16 protein-coding genes are annotated in these 16345 nt (G+C 68.8%); 13 read left to right on the forward strand and 3 right to left on the reverse strand.

Translation table 11 applies throughout. The annotated features are described in order from the left end of the window. Positions 1 to 103: 103 nt before the first annotated feature. A complete protein-coding gene (locus tag JHD63_RS12065; RefSeq protein ID WP_233168024.1) occupies positions 104 to 1861 on the reverse strand; it encodes an Rne/Rng family ribonuclease in 1758 nt (585 codons plus the stop codon). A 537-nt stretch (positions 1862 to 2398) separates the two neighbouring features. Between JHD63_RS12065 and JHD63_RS12070 the strand changes: the two genes are divergently transcribed. From JHD63_RS12070 to JHD63_RS12090, 5 genes are read left to right on the forward strand one after another with little or no spacing between them, the layout of a single operon-like run. Beyond that, positions 2399 to 3385, forward strand: a complete 987-nt coding sequence (locus tag JHD63_RS12070) for an RluA family pseudouridine synthase (RefSeq protein WP_370590489.1) — start codon at positions 2399 to 2401, stop codon at positions 3383 to 3385. Positions 3386 to 3418: 33 nt separating this feature from the next. Beyond that, positions 3419 to 4093: an HAD family hydrolase gene (locus JHD63_RS12075; protein ID WP_198970994.1), complete on the forward strand. Its 675-nt coding sequence runs from the start codon at positions 3419 to 3421 to the stop codon at positions 4091 to 4093. Between the two features lie 7 nt (positions 4094 to 4100). Then, positions 4101 to 4469, forward strand: coding sequence for a Rieske (2Fe-2S) protein (locus tag JHD63_RS12080; RefSeq protein WP_198970995.1), 369 nt, complete (start codon positions 4101 to 4103; stop codon positions 4467 to 4469). Beyond that, a complete protein-coding gene (locus JHD63_RS12085; RefSeq protein ID WP_198970996.1) occupies positions 4470 to 5510 on the forward strand; it encodes a S49 family peptidase in 1041 nt (346 codons plus the stop codon). 27 nt (positions 5511 to 5537) lie between these two features. Beyond that, positions 5538 to 8414: a hypothetical protein gene (locus tag JHD63_RS12090; RefSeq protein WP_198970997.1), complete on the forward strand. Its 2877-nt coding sequence runs from the start codon at positions 5538 to 5540 to the stop codon at positions 8412 to 8414. Here JHD63_RS12090 and JHD63_RS12095 read toward each other — a convergent pair whose 3' ends face one another. Together JHD63_RS12095 and JHD63_RS12100 are read right to left on the reverse strand one after the other, a co-directional pair. Then, positions 8415 to 9176, reverse strand: a complete 762-nt coding sequence (locus tag JHD63_RS12095) for an SAM-dependent methyltransferase (RefSeq protein WP_198970998.1) — start codon at positions 9174 to 9176, stop codon at positions 8415 to 8417. It lies immediately after the preceding gene. Next, positions 9176 to 9793 carry a Maf family protein gene (locus JHD63_RS12100; RefSeq protein ID WP_198970999.1) on the reverse strand — a complete coding sequence of 206 codons (618 nt, stop codon included), beginning with the start codon at positions 9791 to 9793 and terminating at the stop codon, positions 9176 to 9178. The genes JHD63_RS12095 and JHD63_RS12100 overlap by 1 nt, the downstream gene beginning before the upstream one ends. 25 nt (positions 9794 to 9818) lie before the next feature. Between JHD63_RS12100 and JHD63_RS12105 the strand changes: the two genes are divergently transcribed. The 8 genes from JHD63_RS12105 (at position 9819) to fabF (ending at position 16338) form a co-directional block, all read left to right on the forward strand. Next, positions 9819 to 10370 carry a YceD family protein gene (locus JHD63_RS12105; RefSeq protein WP_198971000.1) on the forward strand — a complete coding sequence of 184 codons (552 nt, stop codon included), beginning with the start codon at positions 9819 to 9821 and terminating at the stop codon, positions 10368 to 10370. 155 nt (positions 10371 to 10525) lie between these two features. Beyond that, the gene (rpmF, locus tag JHD63_RS12110) at positions 10526 to 10708 is read left to right on the forward strand and encodes a 50S ribosomal protein L32 (protein WP_005794249.1); all 183 of its coding nucleotides are present in this window, start codon (positions 10526 to 10528) and stop codon (positions 10706 to 10708) included. A gap of 106 nt (positions 10709 to 10814) precedes the next feature. Further along, positions 10815 to 11873: a phosphate acyltransferase PlsX gene (plsX, locus tag JHD63_RS12115; RefSeq protein ID WP_198971001.1), complete on the forward strand. Its 1059-nt coding sequence runs from the start codon at positions 10815 to 10817 to the stop codon at positions 11871 to 11873. Positions 11874 to 11876: 3 nt separating this feature from the next. After that, positions 11877 to 12878 carry a beta-ketoacyl-ACP synthase III gene (locus tag JHD63_RS12120; protein ID WP_198971002.1) on the forward strand — a complete coding sequence of 334 codons (1002 nt, stop codon included), beginning with the start codon at positions 11877 to 11879 and terminating at the stop codon, positions 12876 to 12878. 68 nt (positions 12879 to 12946) lie between these two features. Further along, the gene (gene fabD / locus JHD63_RS12125; protein WP_198971003.1) at positions 12947 to 13897 is read left to right on the forward strand and encodes an ACP S-malonyltransferase; all 951 of its coding nucleotides are present in this window, start codon (positions 12947 to 12949) and stop codon (positions 13895 to 13897) included. 38 nt (positions 13898 to 13935) lie between these two features. Next, positions 13936 to 14682, forward strand: coding sequence for a 3-oxoacyl-ACP reductase FabG (gene fabG / locus JHD63_RS12130; RefSeq protein ID WP_198971004.1), 747 nt, complete (start codon positions 13936 to 13938; stop codon positions 14680 to 14682). 118 nt (positions 14683 to 14800) lie between these two features. After that, the gene (acpP, locus tag JHD63_RS12135) at positions 14801 to 15040 is read left to right on the forward strand and encodes an acyl carrier protein (RefSeq protein WP_013902185.1); all 240 of its coding nucleotides are present in this window, start codon (positions 14801 to 14803) and stop codon (positions 15038 to 15040) included. 50 nt (positions 15041 to 15090) lie between these two features. Then, positions 15091 to 16338, forward strand: coding sequence for a beta-ketoacyl-ACP synthase II (gene fabF, locus JHD63_RS12140; RefSeq protein WP_198971005.1), 1248 nt, complete (start codon positions 15091 to 15093; stop codon positions 16336 to 16338). Positions 16339 to 16345 lie beyond the last annotated feature (7 nt).

Below are 16345 nucleotides of genomic sequence, written 5' to 3' on the forward strand. Positions count from 1 at the left end.
CCCCCCCCCCCCCCCCCCCCCCCCCCCCCCCCCCCCCCCCCCCCCCCCCCCCCCCCCCCCCCCCCCCCCCCCCCCCCCCCCCCCCCCCCCCCCCCCCCCTTTTTCAAGCAGAAGACGGCATACGCGAGTTCCTGTACGGTCTCGTGGGCTCGGAGATGTGTATAAGAGACAGCGGCTGCGGCGCGCGCGCCTGGGGCGCGGCGGCCGCCGGGGCGGGAACCGGTGCCGGTACCGGGCGCGGCGTGGCCTGGGGCGCGGGGGCATCGGGCAGCACGCCCTTGATGACCGGCGTCTGCTTGTTGGTGGGCTCCTGCGAGCGGCGCGTGACCGTGGTCGGGTCTTCGACCACTTCGGCGAGCTTGTAGCTGGCCTCGATGCAGTCCAGGCGCGGGTCGTCGTGCTTCAGGCGTTCGAGCTTGTAGTGCGGGGTTTCCAGCGACTTGTTGGGCACCATCAGCACGTTGACGCGCTGCTTGAGTTCGATCTTGGCGATCTCGGTGCGCTTTTCGTTGAGCAGGAAGGAGGCCACTTCCACCGGCACCTGCGTGTGCACGGCGGCGGTGTTGTCCTTCATGGACTCCTCCTGGATGATGCGCAGGATCTGCAGCGCGGAGCTTTCCGTGTCGCGGATGTGGCCGGAGCCGCCGCAGCGCGGGCAGTTGATGTGCGCGCCTTCGGACAGCGCGGGCTTCAGGCGCTGGCGGCTCATTTCCATCAGGCCGAACTTGCTGATCGCGCCGAACTGCACGCGGGCGCGGTCCTGGCGCAGCGCGTCGCGCAGGCGGTTTTCGACTTCGCGGCGGTTCTTCGACTCTTCCATGTCGATGAAGTCGATCACGATCAGGCCGCCCAGGTCGCGCAGGCGCATCTGGCGCGCGACCTCGTCGGCGGCCTCCAGGTTGGTGCGGGTGGCGGTTTCCTCGATGTCGCCGCCCTTGATGGCGCGGGCCGAGTTGACGTCCACGCTCACCAGCGCTTCGGTGTGGTCGATCACGATGGCGCCGCCCGAGGGCAGGGTCACGGTGCGGGCGTAGGCCGATTCGATCTGGTGCTCGATCTGGAAGCGGCTGAACAGCGGCGCATCGTCGCGGTAGCGCTTCACGCGGGCGGCATGCTCGGGCATGACGTGCGCCATGAACTGGTGCGCCTGCTCGTAGATGTCGTCGGTGTCGATCAGGATGTCGCCGATGTCGTGGTTGAAGTAGTCACGGATGGCGCGAATGACCAGGCTCGATTCCTGGTAGATCAGGAAGGCGCCCTTGCCGCCCTTGGCCGCGCCGTCGATGGCGGTCCAGAGCTTGAGCAGGTAGTTCAGGTCCCACTGCAGTTCGGGCGCGCTGCGGCCGATGCCGGCGGTGCGCGCGATGATGCTCATGCCGTTCGGGTATTCGAGCTGGTCCATCGCCTCCTTGAGTTCCGCGCGGTCCTCGCCCTCGATGCGCCGGCTGACGCCGCCGCCGCGCGGGTTGTTGGGCATCAGCACCACGTAGCGGCCGGCCAGGCTGACGAAGGTGGTCAGGGCCGCGCCCTTGTTGCCGCGCTCTTCCTTTTCGACCTGGACCAGCAGTTCCTGGCCTTCCTTGATCACGTCGTTGATGCGCGCCTGGCTCACCGAGACGCCGGCGGCGAAGTACTGGCGGGAGATTTCCTTGAATGGCAGGAAGCCGTGGCGGTCTTCGCCGTAGTCGACGAAGCAGGCCTCCAGCGAGGGCTCGACGCGCGTGACGACGGCCTTGTAGATGTTGCCCTTGCGCTGCTCGCGCCCTTCGATCTCGATTTCGTAGTCGAGCAGCTTTTGGCCGTCGACGATGGCCAGGCGGCGTTCCTCGGCCTGCGTGGCGTTGATCAGCATCCGCTTCATGATGCGTTCCTTCGTGTATTCAAAACTTCGTACAGGCCCGGATGGGGCCAACGATGCCTGAACTGACGCTTCGAAACGAAGGGAATTGCCGGTCAAGCCGCGGCTGCGGGCGCCTCAGCGCTGCAGACGGGGCGGGGGCGCGTGGAAGGAGGCGAGCTGCGGCCGCAGATCAGGAAAAGGAGCGGCCGGGCGGACAACGTGTGCCCGCGGAAGAGGCGCAGACCACCGGGGCACGCCGGCGGGCGGGGGCATGAGCCACCGCCAGAGGGCAGGTACCAGGGCAATCAGCACGGCAAGAGTCTCGCTTCCATCCGCTGGTTGGCCCTTGCCGCATGAGGCGCGGGACATACCAGCTTGGGGTATTCCGGTTCGGTGTTTCAAAGTGCCGGCTCGCCCGGGGGTGCTGCGGGCCGCTGCGGACAATGGGTGCGCAACTTGCCCGGAAAAGCCTCCGGTGGCATCGACCTGCTGGCGGCATGCGGCGTGGTGGGTGGACTAAACTCCATCAAAATCAACCACTTACACAATGTCGTGCCAGTGAAACACATTATAGGGGCCAAAGTCCCGTCCGCAGTGCCCGCCGTGCGGCAGGTGACCGTGGACGCGGAGTCCGAAGGCCAGCGGCTCGACAACTTCCTGATCCGTGAGCTCAAGGGCGTGCCCAAGACCCACGTCTACCGCATCATCCGCAGCGGCGAGGTGCGGGTGAACAAGGGCCGCGCCTCAGCCGATACCCGCGTGGCGGCGGGCGATGTGGTGCGCCTGCCGCCGGTGCGGGTGTCCGAGGCGGCCGAGGCCAAGGCCGCGCGCCCGGCGCCGGCGCGCGAATTTCCGGTGCTGTTCGAGGACGAGCACCTGATCGCCCTCGACAAGCCGGCCGGCGTCGCCGTGCACGGCGGCAGCGGCGTGAGCTTTGGCGTCATCGAGCAGTTGCGGCAGGCGCGGCCCGAGGCCAGGTTCCTCGAACTGGTGCACCGGCTCGACCGCGAGACCTCGGGCATCCTGCTCGTGGCCAAGCGGCGCTCGGCGCTGACCCGGCTGCAGGACCAGTTCCGCGAGCGCGAAACCGGCAAGACCTATCTGGCGCTGGCCATCGGCGCGTGGCCGGCCAGCCGCAAGGTGATCGACCAGCCGCTGCACAAGTACCTGCAGGCCGACGGCGAGCGCCGTGTGCGCGTCACCAGCGCCGACGATCCGGACGGCATGCGCTCGGTCACCCTGGTCAAGCTGCGCCATGGCATCGCGGCCCGGCCCGAGGCCGGCCTGCCGGCGTTCTCGCTGCTGGAGGTGACGATCAAGACCGGCCGCACGCACCAGATCCGGGTGCACCTGGCGTCCGGCGGCCACGCCATCGCGGGCGACGACAAGTACGGCGACTTCGCCCTCAACAAGCGGCTTGCCGGACTCGGGCTGTCGCGCATGTTCCTGCACGCGTGGCGGCTGCAGTTCACCCATCCGGCGAGCGCGGAGCGCATCACGCTGAGCGCCGAACTACCGCCGGAGCTGCGGCCCTGGGCCGCGTAAAGTCAGGGCCTGTCCCCGAACCCCTCGCTCCCGATGCCTGACTCCACCCAGCGCCCCCTCCGCTTCGACCTGATCGCCTTCGACTGGGACGGAACCCTCTACGACTCCACCGGCATCATCGTGCGCTGCATCCAGGCCGCGGTGCGCGACGTCGGCGGCACCGTGCCGAGCGAGCGCGCCGCCGCCTACGTGATCGGCATGAGCCTGAACCAGGCGCTGGCCCATGCCGCACCGGACGTCCCGCCCGAGCGCTACCCGCAGCTGGGCGAGCGCTACCGCCACCACTACCGGCTGCACCACGGCGACCTGAGCCTGTTCGACGGCGTGCTGCCCTTGCTCGACGCACTAAAGGCGCGTGGCCATCTGCTGGCCGTGGCCACCGGCAAGAGCCGCCGCGGCCTGAACGAGGTGCTGGCGACCGAGCAACTGCGCGGCATGTTCGACAGATCTCGCACCGCCGATGAGACCGCGGGCAAGCCCGACCCGCGCATGCTGCACGAATTGATGCAGGAGTTCGGCCTGCCGCCCGAGCGGGTGCTGATGGTCGGCGACACCACGCACGACCTGCTGATGGCGCGCAACGCCGGCTGCGCCAGCCTCGGCGTGAGCTACGGCGCGCACACGCCCGAGGCGTTTGCGGAACTCGGCCCGCTCGGGGTGCTGCACTCCGTTGCCGAACTCGATGACTGGCTGCGCGACAACGCATGACCCCGCCATGCAGGAACGCCCGGTAGCCCTGTGCCACAGCCACGAACTGGTCGACGGCGGCCCTGCGGTAGCCTTCGACCTGGTCTACGCGGGCCAGACCTGCCGCGCCTTCGCGGTGCGCTTCCGGGGCGGGGTGCACGCCTACCTCAACCGCTGCACCCACGTCGGCATGGAGCTGGACGGGCAGCCCGGGCGCTTCTTCGACGACAGCGGGCGCTGGCTGCTGTGCCATGCCCACGGCGCCGCCTACCATCCCGACAGCGGCGCCTGCGCCGGCGGCCCGTGCCGCAAGGGGCTGGTGAAGATACAAGTATCGGAGGCCGACGGCGTGGTCCGCTGGCATACTGCCTACAACCTCCAACCCCTCGAGTTCTAGATGACTGATCCAATCTTTCACGACCCCCTGGATCATGAAGGGAAAAGCCCTCAAGCCGGCGTTCCACCTGGGTTTAATGCTACAAAAAATGCAGCAAATGGCGACAATCTGCAATGGGAGCGTGCGACGCTCGAGAAGCTCGCCTTCGCCGCGCTCAAGGAGCAGCGCGCGGCGCGGCGCTGGAAGATCTTCATGCGCCTGTCGTGGCTGGTGTTCCTGCTCGCCATCGCCTGGATGCTGTTCCACCGCGCGGCGCCCTCCACTGCCAAGTCCACCGCGCATACCGCGGTGATCGACGTCAAGGGTGCAATCGCCGAAGGCAGCCAGGCCAGCGCGGAATTCGTCGTGTCGGCCATGCGCACCGCCTTCGAGGACGACGGCGCCCAGGCCGTGGTGCTGCTCATCAACTCCCCGGGCGGCAGCCCGGTGCAGGCCGGCATCATCAACGACGAGATCGTGCGGCTCAAGGCCAAGTACAAGAAGCCGATCTACGCCGTGGTGGAAGAAACCTGCGCCTCGGCGGCCTACTACATCGCCGTCGCCACCGACAAGATCTACGTCGACAAGGCCAGCGTCGTCGGCAGCATCGGCGTGCTGATGGACGGCTTCGGCTTCACCGGCCTGATGGACAGGCTCGGCGTGGAGCGCCGCCTGATCACCTCGGGCGAGAACAAAGGCTTCATGGACCCGTTCAGCCCGCAGAGCGCCCGGCAGCGCGAGTACGCGCAGGCCATGCTCGACCAGATCCACCAGCAGTTCATCGGCGTGGTCAAGGCCGGCCGCGGCGACCGCTTGAAGGAAACGCCGGAGACCTTCAGCGGCCTGTTCTGGACCGGCCAGCAGGCCGTCGAGATGGGCCTGGCCGATCAGCTCGGCAACGTCGACTACGTGGCGCGCGAGGTGGTCAAGGCCGAGGAGATCGTCGACTACACCCGGCGCGACAACGTGGCCGAGCGGCTGGCCAAGAAGTTCGGTGCCGCGCTGGGCGCGGGCGCCGCGCAGGCGCTGCAATCCTCGCTGGCCATGCCGCAGCTGCGTTGAAGCGCAACCGGGTTTTCTCACGCCTACATGGACGTCCTGCTTCACTCCGACCTCGATCTCTCGCGTTTCCAGGCCAAATTCGACAAGGTGCGCGCTGCCATCGAGCGCGATGATTTCAAGAGCGCCGATCTCAAGAAGCTCAGCCCCACGCCTTACTACCGCGCCAAGCTCGACGACGCCAGCCGCCTGCTGCTGCGCTTCGTGCGGCACGGCGAGCGCACGGTCTGCTTGGCGCTCGAGGTGATTCCCCACCACGCCTACGGCAAATCGCGCTTCCTGCGCGGTGCGGCCTTCGACGACAGCGCGCTGCAGGACACCTCCCCCGAGCAGGCCAGTGCCGCGGCCGAGCCACTGCGCTACCTGCACCCGGGGCGGGCGGACTTCCACCTGCTCGACAAGCCGATCTCCTTCGACGATGCGCAGGAGGCGGTCTACCGCCTGCCGCCGCCGCTGATCCTGGTCGGCTCGGCCGGCTCGGGCAAGACCGCGCTGACGCTGGCCAAGCTGCGCGCAGCCGAGGGCGAGGTGCTGTACGTGACCCAGTCGCCCTGGCTGGCGCAGAGCGCGCGCGGCATCTACGAAGCCCACGGCTACGAAAACCCGGCGCAGCAGGCGCAGTTCCTGTCCTACCGCGAGTTTCTCGAAACGCTGCGCGTGCCGCCGGGCCGCGAGGTGACCTTCGCCGCCTTTCGTGCCTGGTTCGACCGCCACCGCCAGCACTACCGCTTCACCGACGCGCACCCCTGCTTCGAGGAATTTCGCGGCGTCATCGGCAGCCAGCCCGAGGGCGTGCTCACGCGCGAGGCCTACCTGGCGCTGGGGCCGCGCCAGTCCATCTTCGAGCCCGCGCAGCGCGAAGCGGTGTACGCGCTGTTCGGCAAGTACCGCGAATGGCTGGCCGGCAGCGGGCTGTTCGACAGCAACCTGATCGCCCATGAATGGCAGGCGCTGGCCGGGCCGCAGTACGACTTCATCGTCATCGACGAAGTGCAGGACCTGACCAACGCCCAGCTCGCGCTGGTGCTGCGCACCCTCAAAAGCGTCAAGGGCGGGCCCGGCCCGTTCATGCTGTGCGGCGACTCCAACCAGATCGTGCACCCCAACTTCTTCTCGTGGAGCGCGGTCAAGAGCCTGTTCTGGCGCGACCCGCAACTGGCCGAGCGGCAGAGCCTGTCGGTGCTGGCCGTCAACTACCGCAACACGCGCGAGGTCACCCGGGTGGCCAATGCGCTGCTCAAGATCAAGCACGCCCGCTTCGGTTCCATCGACCGCGAGAGCAATCATCTGGTGCAGGCCGCCGCCGACGTGGCCGGCGAGGTGCGCCTGCTGCCCGACAAGGACGCCATCACGCGCGACCTCGACGCCCGCACGCGCGCCTCGACCCAATTCGCCGTGCTGGTGCTGCGCGACGAGGACAAGGCCCAGGCCCGCGCCGTCTTTCGCACGCCGCTGGTGTTCTCGGTGCACGAAGCCAAGGGGCTGGAGTACCCGAGCATCATCCTGTACCGCTTCATCAGCGGCCAGCGCCAAGCGTATGCCGAGATCTGCGAGGGTGTCAGCGCGGCCGACCTGGAGAAGGACGAGCTCGACTACCGCCGCGCCAAGGACAAGCACGACCGCTCGCTGGAGCTGTGGAAGTTCTATGTCAACGCCCTGTACGTCGCCATCACCCGCGCGGTGGAGCGGCTCTATATGGTCGAGGGCGACATGTCGCACCCACTGCTGCAACTGCTCGACGTGCACGGCGGCGACGGGCGCCTGGAGTTGCAGGCCACGGCTTCCAGCCGCGAAGACTGGGAGCGCGAAGCGCACCGGCTGGAGCAGCAGGGCAAGCAGGAGCAGGCCGACGCCATCCGCCAGAACGTGCTGCGCACCAAGCCCGTGCCCTGGCCGGTGTGGAATGGCGAACTGCTGGCCGCCAGCGCCGAGCGCGCCTACAACCCCAGGGAAATCTCCGGCAAGCCGCGCCAGTCGCTGCTGGACATGGCCCTGTGGCACAGCCTGGACAACCACATCGGCGCGTTGCACCACGAGATGCACTGGCCCGCCGCCAGCCAGCTCATGAAGGGCGATGCCGCAGCCCGCGCACTCCAGGCGCTGGCCACGCGCCACGCCTTGCCCTACGCGAAAAAGAACTTCAAGGACATCCTCCAGCAGTGCGACCAGTACGGCGTGGACCACCGCACCGTGGTCGATGCCACCCCGCTCATGCTCGCCGCCCAGGCCGGCAACCTGCCGCTGGCGGACGCACTGATCGAGCGCGGCGCCAATCTGGACCTGCGCGACCTGTTCGGCCATACCGCCCAGCACTACGCGCTGGCGCGCGCCGCGCGCGACGCCGGCTACGCCCAGGGCCCCTTCGCCGCCATGTGGCAGCGCGTGGCCGCGCCCTTCGTCGACGTGCAGGTCGACGGCCGCCTGGTGCGCCTGCACCAGCACCAGGGCGAGTACCTGCCGCTGCAGCTCATGCTGGCGGGCCTCAAGACGCTGGCCTCCACTTCCTACAACACCAGGCAACAGCAGGTCTATCTGCTGCGCGGCTTCGACGCCGCCTACCTGATGCGCAACATCGACGTCTTCCCTGATGCCGTCTGGCGCGAAGAGCGCCGCAAGCGCGTTTACTTCAACGCCGTGCTGGCCCGCGCCGAGGTCGACAGCGACTACCGGCCGGCACGCCGCCTGTGGCTGCGCATGAAGAACGGCCACTACCTGCCCAACCCCGCGCTGCGCCTGCGCGTGCAGGACGCACATGGGCAGGAGCAATGGCTGCCGGTCTATGAGGTGCTGGCTCTGCCCGCCATCGAGCGCGGCAACGGCCGCGGCTGGGGGCAGCTCGGCGGCTCCTTGCGCCGCATGCTGGCGTTGGCGGACCTGGCCATGCAGCCGCAACCGCCCACGCTGTGATCAGCGGCCGATGGCGAACACCGCCGGCGTGCGGTTGTCGGGCGGCGGCGCGCCGTGCTGGCGCCATTGGCGCGCGCTGCGGCTTTCCAGGCGCGCCTGGGCCAGTGTGAGGCCGGCCGCGATGGCCAGCCGGGTGTTGGGCTGCAGGTGCTGCAATAGCGCCTGCCACAGCGCGGCGTTGCGGTAGGGCGTCTCGATGAAGAGCTGGGTCTGGCCTTGCTTGAGGGCCAAAGACTCCAGCGCGCGGATGCGCTGGACGCGCTCGTCCGCATCCTGCGGCAGGTAGCCGGTGAAGGCGAAGTTCTGGCCATTCAGGCCACTGGCGGCCAGGGCCAGCAGCAGCGACACCGGGCCGACCAGCGGCACCACGGCCAGGCCCGCGTCGTGCGCCGCGCGCACCACCGAAGAGCCCGGATCGGCCACGGCCGGCATGCCGGCTTCGCTCAGCAGGCCGATGTCGTGGCCCTGCAGCGCGGGCGCCAGCAGCGCGCTGGCATCGAAGCCGCCGCCGTGGTCGCCCTTCTTGTGCACCTGGTGCGGCAGTTCCTGGATCACCATGGCCTGCAGCGGCGCGGCCAGCGGGTGCAGCGCGTCGACCCGCTTCAGGTAGGCGCGCGCGCTCTTGGCGTTCTCGCAGATCCAGTGGGTCAGGCCGGCGGCGCGGCGCAGCGTGGCCTCGGGCAGGGCGTCGGTGAGCGGAGCTTGCGTGGCGCAGCCGAAGTCCAGCGGCGCGGGCACCAGGTAGAGGGAGCCGGCCGCCATCAGATAGGCACTCCCGCTGCGCGCAGCAGCCGGCAGGTGCGGATCAGCGGCAGGCCGACCAGGGCGGTCGGGTCGTCGTTGTCGATGGCCTCGAGCAGGGCGATGCCCAGGCCCTCGCTCTTGGCGCTGCCGGCGCAGTCATAGGGCTGCTCGGCGCGCAGGTAGGCCTCGATCTCGGCGTCGCTCAGGGCGCGAAAGCGCACTTTCACGGCGGCCAGGTCGGAGGCCTCGAAGCCGCTGGCCGCGCAGGCCACGGTCACTGCGGTCTGGAACACCACGGTGCGGCCGCGCATGCGCTGCAACTGGACGGTGGCGCGCGCATGGTCGCCGGGCTTGCCCAGCGGCTCGCCGTCGAGGTCGGCCACCTGGTCCGAGCCGATCACCACCGCGTCCGGGTGCTGCCGGGCCACGGCCAGCGCCTTGGCGCGCGCCAGGCGCACCGCCAGCGCCTGCGGCGCCTCGCCAGGGTGGGGGGTTTCGTCCACATGCGGGGCCGCGACCTCGAAAGGCAGCCGCAGCCGCGCCAGCAATTCACGGCGATAGGGCGAGGTCGAGCCCAGCACCAGCGGCCTGCCGCCGGAAGGCCTGGAGAGGATGGTGGCGGTGGGAAGCGTCATCCATCGATTCTCTTACACTGGACCGATGAAGAACGACTTTGCCGCCGACAACCTGGACGTGCAGGCCTTCGCCCAGGCCGGAGCCACCGTGCAGGGCGAGGCGCCGCTGCGCAAATTCCCGCGCCTGCTCGAAGAAACCACCGGCGAGGGCGCGGACCGCCCGGTGCACTGGACCGCCGTGGGCGAGCAGCGCACGGTGGGCGGCGCGCCGCAGGCCTGGCTGCACCTGGAGGGCCACACGCTGCTGTCCATGACCTGCCAGCGCTGCCTGGAGCCGGTGGACATGCCTCTGTCCTTCGAGCGTTCCTTCCGCTTCGTGGCCGACGAGGCCGCCGCCGAAGCCGAGGACGACCTGGTGGAGGAAGACCTGCTGGTGACCAGCCGCGATTTCCCCCTGCGGGAACTGGTCGAGGACGAATGCCTGATGGCGCTGCCCGTGGTGCCGCATCACGAGGTCTGCCCGATCGACGTGCCGCTGTCGGTGGCGGACCCGGACTTCGAGGCCGCCAATGCCGAGAAGCCCCATCCGTTCGCCGCGCTGGCCCACATGCGGCCTGGCGAGAAGAAGTCGCTATAATCGAGGGCTTCGCGCGAATCCCTGGGCGTCTTGTGTGACCGACCGAATGGGCTGGCCCGGACCGTGTTTTGCATGTTGTCGAACCATGGGCCAGGTTTTGAAGCCGGGCATAAGCGCATTTCACCCACCTCCCTACCGATCCCAGGAGCCTCACCATGGCAGTTCAGCAGAACAAGAAGTCCCCTTCCAAGCGCGGCATGCACCGTTCGCACAACGCACTGAACGTGCCGGGCATCGCAGTGGAGCCGACCACCGGCGAAACCCACCTGCGCCACCACATCAGCCCGAACGGTTTCTACCGTGGCCGTCAGGTGCTGAAGAACAAGTCCGAAGCCTGACACCGCCTGCACCACCAAGGCCCGGCGCTACTTTTTCTGTAGCACGGGCCTTTGTTTTGATGCCTGCCACTGTTACAGGCCGCCTGTGCGGCGCCGCGTACCGTCCATGATCACACTGGCTGTCGATTGCATGGGCGGGGACCATGGTCCCCGTGTCACGCTGGCCGCGTGCCGGCATTTCCTCGAGCGGCATGCGGATGCCGAACTGCTGCTGGTCGGCCTGCCCGAGCAACTGGCCGGCTTTGCCCATGCGCGCGCGCGCATCGTGCCCGCCACCGAGGTGGTGACCATGGACGACCCGGTCGAGGTGGCCCTGCGCCGCAAGAAGGATTCGTCCATGCGCGTGGCGATCCAGCAGGTCAAGGACGGGGCGGCCGCCGCGGCGGTCTCCGCCGGCAATACCGGCGCCCTGATGGCGATCGCGCGCTACCTGCTCAAGACGCTCGACGGCATTGAGCGCCCGGCCATCGCCACCCAGTTGCCCAATGCCAAGGGCGGCGCCACCACGGTGCTGGACCTGGGCGCCAACGTCGACTGCACGGCCGAGCACCTGCTGCAGTTCGCCGTCATGGGGGCCGCCCTGGGCTCCGTGCTCAAGAACGACGACCAGCCCTCGGTGGGCCTGCTCAACATCGGCGAGGAGGTCATCAAGGGCAATGACGTCATCAAGCGCGCCGGCGAACTGCTGCGTGCGGCCGGGCGGGCGGGCGACCTCAACTTCGCCGGCAACGTCGAGGGCAACGACATCTTCAAGGGCACGGTCGACATCGTGGTCTGCGACGGCTTCGTCGGCAACGTCGCGCTCAAGGCCAGCGAAGGCCTGGCCTCGGTCATCGTGGGATTCCTCAAGGAGGAGTTTTCCCGCAACATCTTCACCAGATTTGCTGCGATCTGCGCCTATCCGGTGCTGACCGCGCTCAAGCACCGCATGGACTACCGGCGCTACAACGGCGCCGCGCTGCTCGGGCTGCGCGGCCTGGTGTTCAAGAGCCATGGCTCGGCGGACGAGGTGGCGTTCGAGCAGGCGCTGGCCCGCGCGTATGATGCCGCCCGCAACCACCTGCTCGAACGCGTGCAGGCCCGCATCGCGCATGCCGCGCCGCTCCTGCAGCCGCAGGAGGCCGCAGTGCCCGTCGAGGCCGCGGCCGCCGTGCTTCACCCATAATCCATGAGACGCTATTCCCGGATCCGCGGCACCGGCAGCTTCCTGCCACCCCGTCGCCTGACCAACGCCGAACTGGCCGCCGAACTGGCGCAGCGCGGCGTCGAGACCTCCGACGAGTGGATCGTCGAGCGCACCGGCATCCGCGCGCGCCACTTCGCGGCGCCGGAGGTCACCAGCAGCGACCTCGCCTTCGAGGCCTGCCAGCGCGCGCTGGAGGCCGCCGGCGTCGGCGCGGCCGACATCGACCTGATCATCGTCGCCACGTCCACGCCGGACATGGTGTTCCCGTCCACCGCCTGCATCCTGCAGCACAGGCTGGCCCAGTCCTCCGAGGCCGCGCGTGGCATCCTGGGCTGCCCGGCCTTCGACGTGCAGGCGGTCTGCAGCGGCTTCGTCTATGCGCTGACCGTGGCTGACGCCATGATCCAGTCCGGCGCGGCGCAGCGCGCGCTGGTGGTCGGCGCCGAGGTGTTCTCGCGCATCCTCGACTTCAACGATCGCACCACCTGCGTGCTGTTCGGCGACGGCGCTGGCGCCGTGGTGCTGGAGGCCAGCGACACGCCCGGCATCCTGGCCAGCGACCTGCACGCCGACGGCCGCCACGTCGGCATCCTGTGCGTGCCCGGCAACGTCGCGGGCGGGCAGGTGCTGGGCGATCCCTTGCTCAAGATGGACGGCCAGGCCGTGTTCAAGCTCGCCGTGGGCGTGCTGGAGAAGTCGGCCCACGCCGCCCTCGCCAAGGCCGGCAGGACCGAGGCCGACATCGACTGGCTGATCCCGCACCAGGCCAACCTCCGCATCATGCAGAGCACGGCGCGCAAGCTCAAGCTGCCGCTGGACAAGCTGGTGGTCACGGTCGACCAGCACGGCAACACCTCCGCCGCCTCGATCCCGCTGGCGCTCGACGTCGCGGTGCGCTCCGGCAAGGTGCGCGCGGGGGACACCCTGATGCTCGAAGGCGTCGGCGGTGGTTTCACCTGGGGTGCGGTGCTCCTGGATTTGTAGCTGAATGCCCTGGTCCAGCCTGGGCTGGACCGGTATTTCCTTCATATTCTGTAACCCAAGAGACACGCATGACCTCGTTTGCTTTCGTATTTCCCGGCCAGGGCTCCCAGTCGGTCGGCATGCTCGACGCCTGGGGCGACCACCCGGCCGTCGCCGAGACGCTGCGCGAAGCCTCCGACGCCCTGGGCGAGGACGTGGCCCGCCTGGTGCGCGAAGGCCCCAAGGAGGCGCTGGCGCTCACCACCAATACCCAGCCCGTGATGCTGGTGGCCGGCGTGGCCGCCTGGCGCGCCTGGAAGGCGGAAGGCGGCGCCGACCCGGCCGCCGTGGCCGGCCATTCGCTGGGCGAATACTCGGCCCTGGTCGCCGCCGGCGTGCTCACGCTGGCCCAGGCCGCGCCGCTGGTGCGCTTGCGCGCTGCCGCCATGCAGCAGGCGGTGCCGGTCGGCGTGGGCGCCATGGCCGCCATCCTGGGGCTGGATGCTTCAAAAGTGATAGCGGGATGCCAAGATGTCACCAGGGCTTTGGCCGGTTCTGGCCATGAAATCGTGGAGGCGGTCAATTTCAACGACCCGGCCCAGACCGTGATCGCCGGCAGCAAGGCCGCGGTCGAGAAGGCCTGCGAGGTGCTGAAGGCCGCGGGCGCGAAACGTGCATTGCCGCTGCCCGTGTCCGCGCCGTTCCACTCCAGCCTGATGCAGCCCGCCGCCGAGAAGCTCAAGGAGAAGCTGGCCGCGATCGACTTCGCCGCGCCGCGCATTCCGGTGCTCAACAACATCGACGTCGCAGTGCAGACCGAGCCCGCGGCGATCCGCGATGCGCTCTACCGCCAGGCCTTCGGCCCGGTGCGCTGGGTCGAGTCGGTGCAGGCTCTGAAACAGCGCGGCATCACGCATGTGGTCGAATGCGGTCCGGGCAAGGTGCTCAGCGGCATGCTCAAGCGCATCGATCCGGACCTGAGCGCCGCGGCACTCTACGATCCGGCCACACTGGCCGAAGTGCGGGCCCTGCTGGCCTGAACCGGCCGCCCGGCCGCCCAACCATTGAAGAGGCTCTGATGTCTGAAATTCTCTATGCCGGCCAGGTCGCCCTGGTGACCGGCGCCACGCGCGGCATCGGCGCGGCGATCGCGGCCGAGCTGGCCGGGCGCGGCGTCAAGGTGATCGGCACCGCCACCACCGACGAGGGGGCGGCGCGCATCGGCGCGGCGCTGGCGGCCCACGGCGGCCTGGGCGTGCGGCTCGACGTCACCGATGCGCCCGCGGTCGACGCGCTGGTCGAGGCGCTCGTCGCCGAGCATGGCGGCCTGCAGATCCTGGTCAACAACGCCGGCATCACCCGCGACACGCTGGCCATGCGCATGAAGGACGACGACTGGGATGCGGTGCTCGACACCAACCTGAAGGCCGTCTTCCGCCTGTCGCGCGCCGTGATCAAGCCCATGATGAAGCAGCGCTACGGCCGCATCGTCAGCATCACCAGCGTGGTCGGCGCCACCGGCAACCCGGGGCAGGCCAACTACGCCGCCGCCAAGGCCGGCCTGGCCGGCATGACCCGGGCGCTGGCGCGGGAACTCGGATCGCGCAAGATCACGGTCAATTGCGTGGCGCCGGGTTTCATCGATACCGACATGACGGCGGACCTGCCCGAGGCGCAGCAGAAGGCGCTGTTCGCGCAGATTCCGCTCGGCCACCTGGGCAAGCCGGCCGACGTGGCGCACGCCGTGGCCTATCTCGCGAGCCCGCAGGCGTCCTATGTGACGGGGCAGGAACTGCACGTCAACGGCGGCATGTTCATGGCCTGAGGCCGCGCCGTCCCTCACCATTCACCCTGCCGTTTTCGTCCGGACGGCTGCCGGTGCGGGCGCAGAAGCCCGCCCGGCTAAAATCCGGACTCATTCTTTACAACCCTCCGAGGGAACCATGAGCGATATTGAAGCACGTGTCAAAAAAATCATTGCCGAACAACTAGGCGTTGAAGAGTCCCAGGTCACCAACGAAAAGGCCTTCGTGGCCGACCTGGGGGCCGACTCGCTTGACACGGTCGAACTGGTGATGGCCCTGGAAGACGAATTCGGCATCGAGATCCCGGACGAGGACGCCGAGAAGATCACCACGGTGCAGAACGCCATCGACTACGCCAACGCCCATCAAAAGGCCTGACCGCCACCAGAGGCGCTCCGCCTCCCCCTGATAGAAGAAGGTTTTTGCGCATGAGCCGTCGCCGTGTCGTCGTGACCGGCCTGGGATGTATCAGCCCCGTGGGGAACACGGTCGCCGATTCCTGGGCCAACCTGCTTGCCGGAACGCCCGGTATCGACTTCATCACCCAGTTCGACGCAAGCAACTTCGCCTGCAGGTTCGCCGGCGAGGTCAAGGGTTTCAACATCGGGGACTACATCCCCGAGAAGGAGGCCCGGCACATGGACCGCTTCATCCATCTCGGGCTGGCCGCCGCCATCCAGGCGGTCCAGGACAGCGGGCTGCCCACGGGCGACGCGCTCGATCCGGAGATGGCCACCCGTATCGGCTGCAACATCGGTTCGGGCATCGGCGGCCTGCCCCTGATCGAGCAGACGCATGCGGAACTGGTCAGCCGCGGTCCGCGCCGCGTGTCGCCTTTCTTCGTGCCGGCGTCGATCATCAACATGATCTCCGGGCATGTGTCGATCAAGTACGGCTTCAAGGGCCCGAACCTGGGCGTGGTCACCGCCTGCACCACGGGCCTGCATGCCATCGGCCTGTCGGCGCGGCTGATCGAGGCGGGCGACTGCGACGTCATGGTCGCCGGCGGTGCCGAGGCCACGGTCTCGCCGCTGGGCGTCGGCGGCTTCGCGGCCGCGCGTGCGCTGTCCACCCGCAATGACGATCCCGGGACCGCATCCCGCCCATGGGACAAGGACCGCGACGGTTTCGTGCTGGGCGAGGGCGGCGGCGTCATGGTGATCGAGGAGTACGAGCATGCCAAGGCGCGCGGCGCCAGGATCTATGCCGAGCTGGCGGGCTTTGGCATGAGCGGCGACGCCTACCACATGACCGCGCCCGACGTGGACGGCCCGCGGCGCTCCATGCTCATGGCCCTGAGGAACGCCGGCATCAATGCCGAGCAGGTCGACTACCTGAACGCGCACGGCACCTCCACGCCGCTGGGCGACCAGAACGAGACCAATGCCATCAAGGCCGCGCTGGGCGCGCACGCGAAGAAGGTCGTGGTCAACTCGACCAAGTCCATGACCGGCCATCTGCTCGGCGGCGCTGGCGGCATCGAGAGCGTGTTCACCGTGCTCGCGATCCACCACCAGAAGAGCCCGCCTACCATCAACATCTTCAACCAGGACCCGGATTGCGACCTGGACTACTGCGCCAACACGGCGCGCGACATGAAGATCGACGTGGCCCTCAAGAACAACTTCGGCTTCGGCGGCACCAACGGCTCCCTGGTGTTCAAGCGGCTGGTCTGAGCACCTG

Source organism: Xylophilus sp. ASV27 (genome assembly GCF_016428875.1).
Taxonomy (GTDB): domain Bacteria; phylum Pseudomonadota; class Gammaproteobacteria; order Burkholderiales; family Burkholderiaceae_C; genus Xylophilus.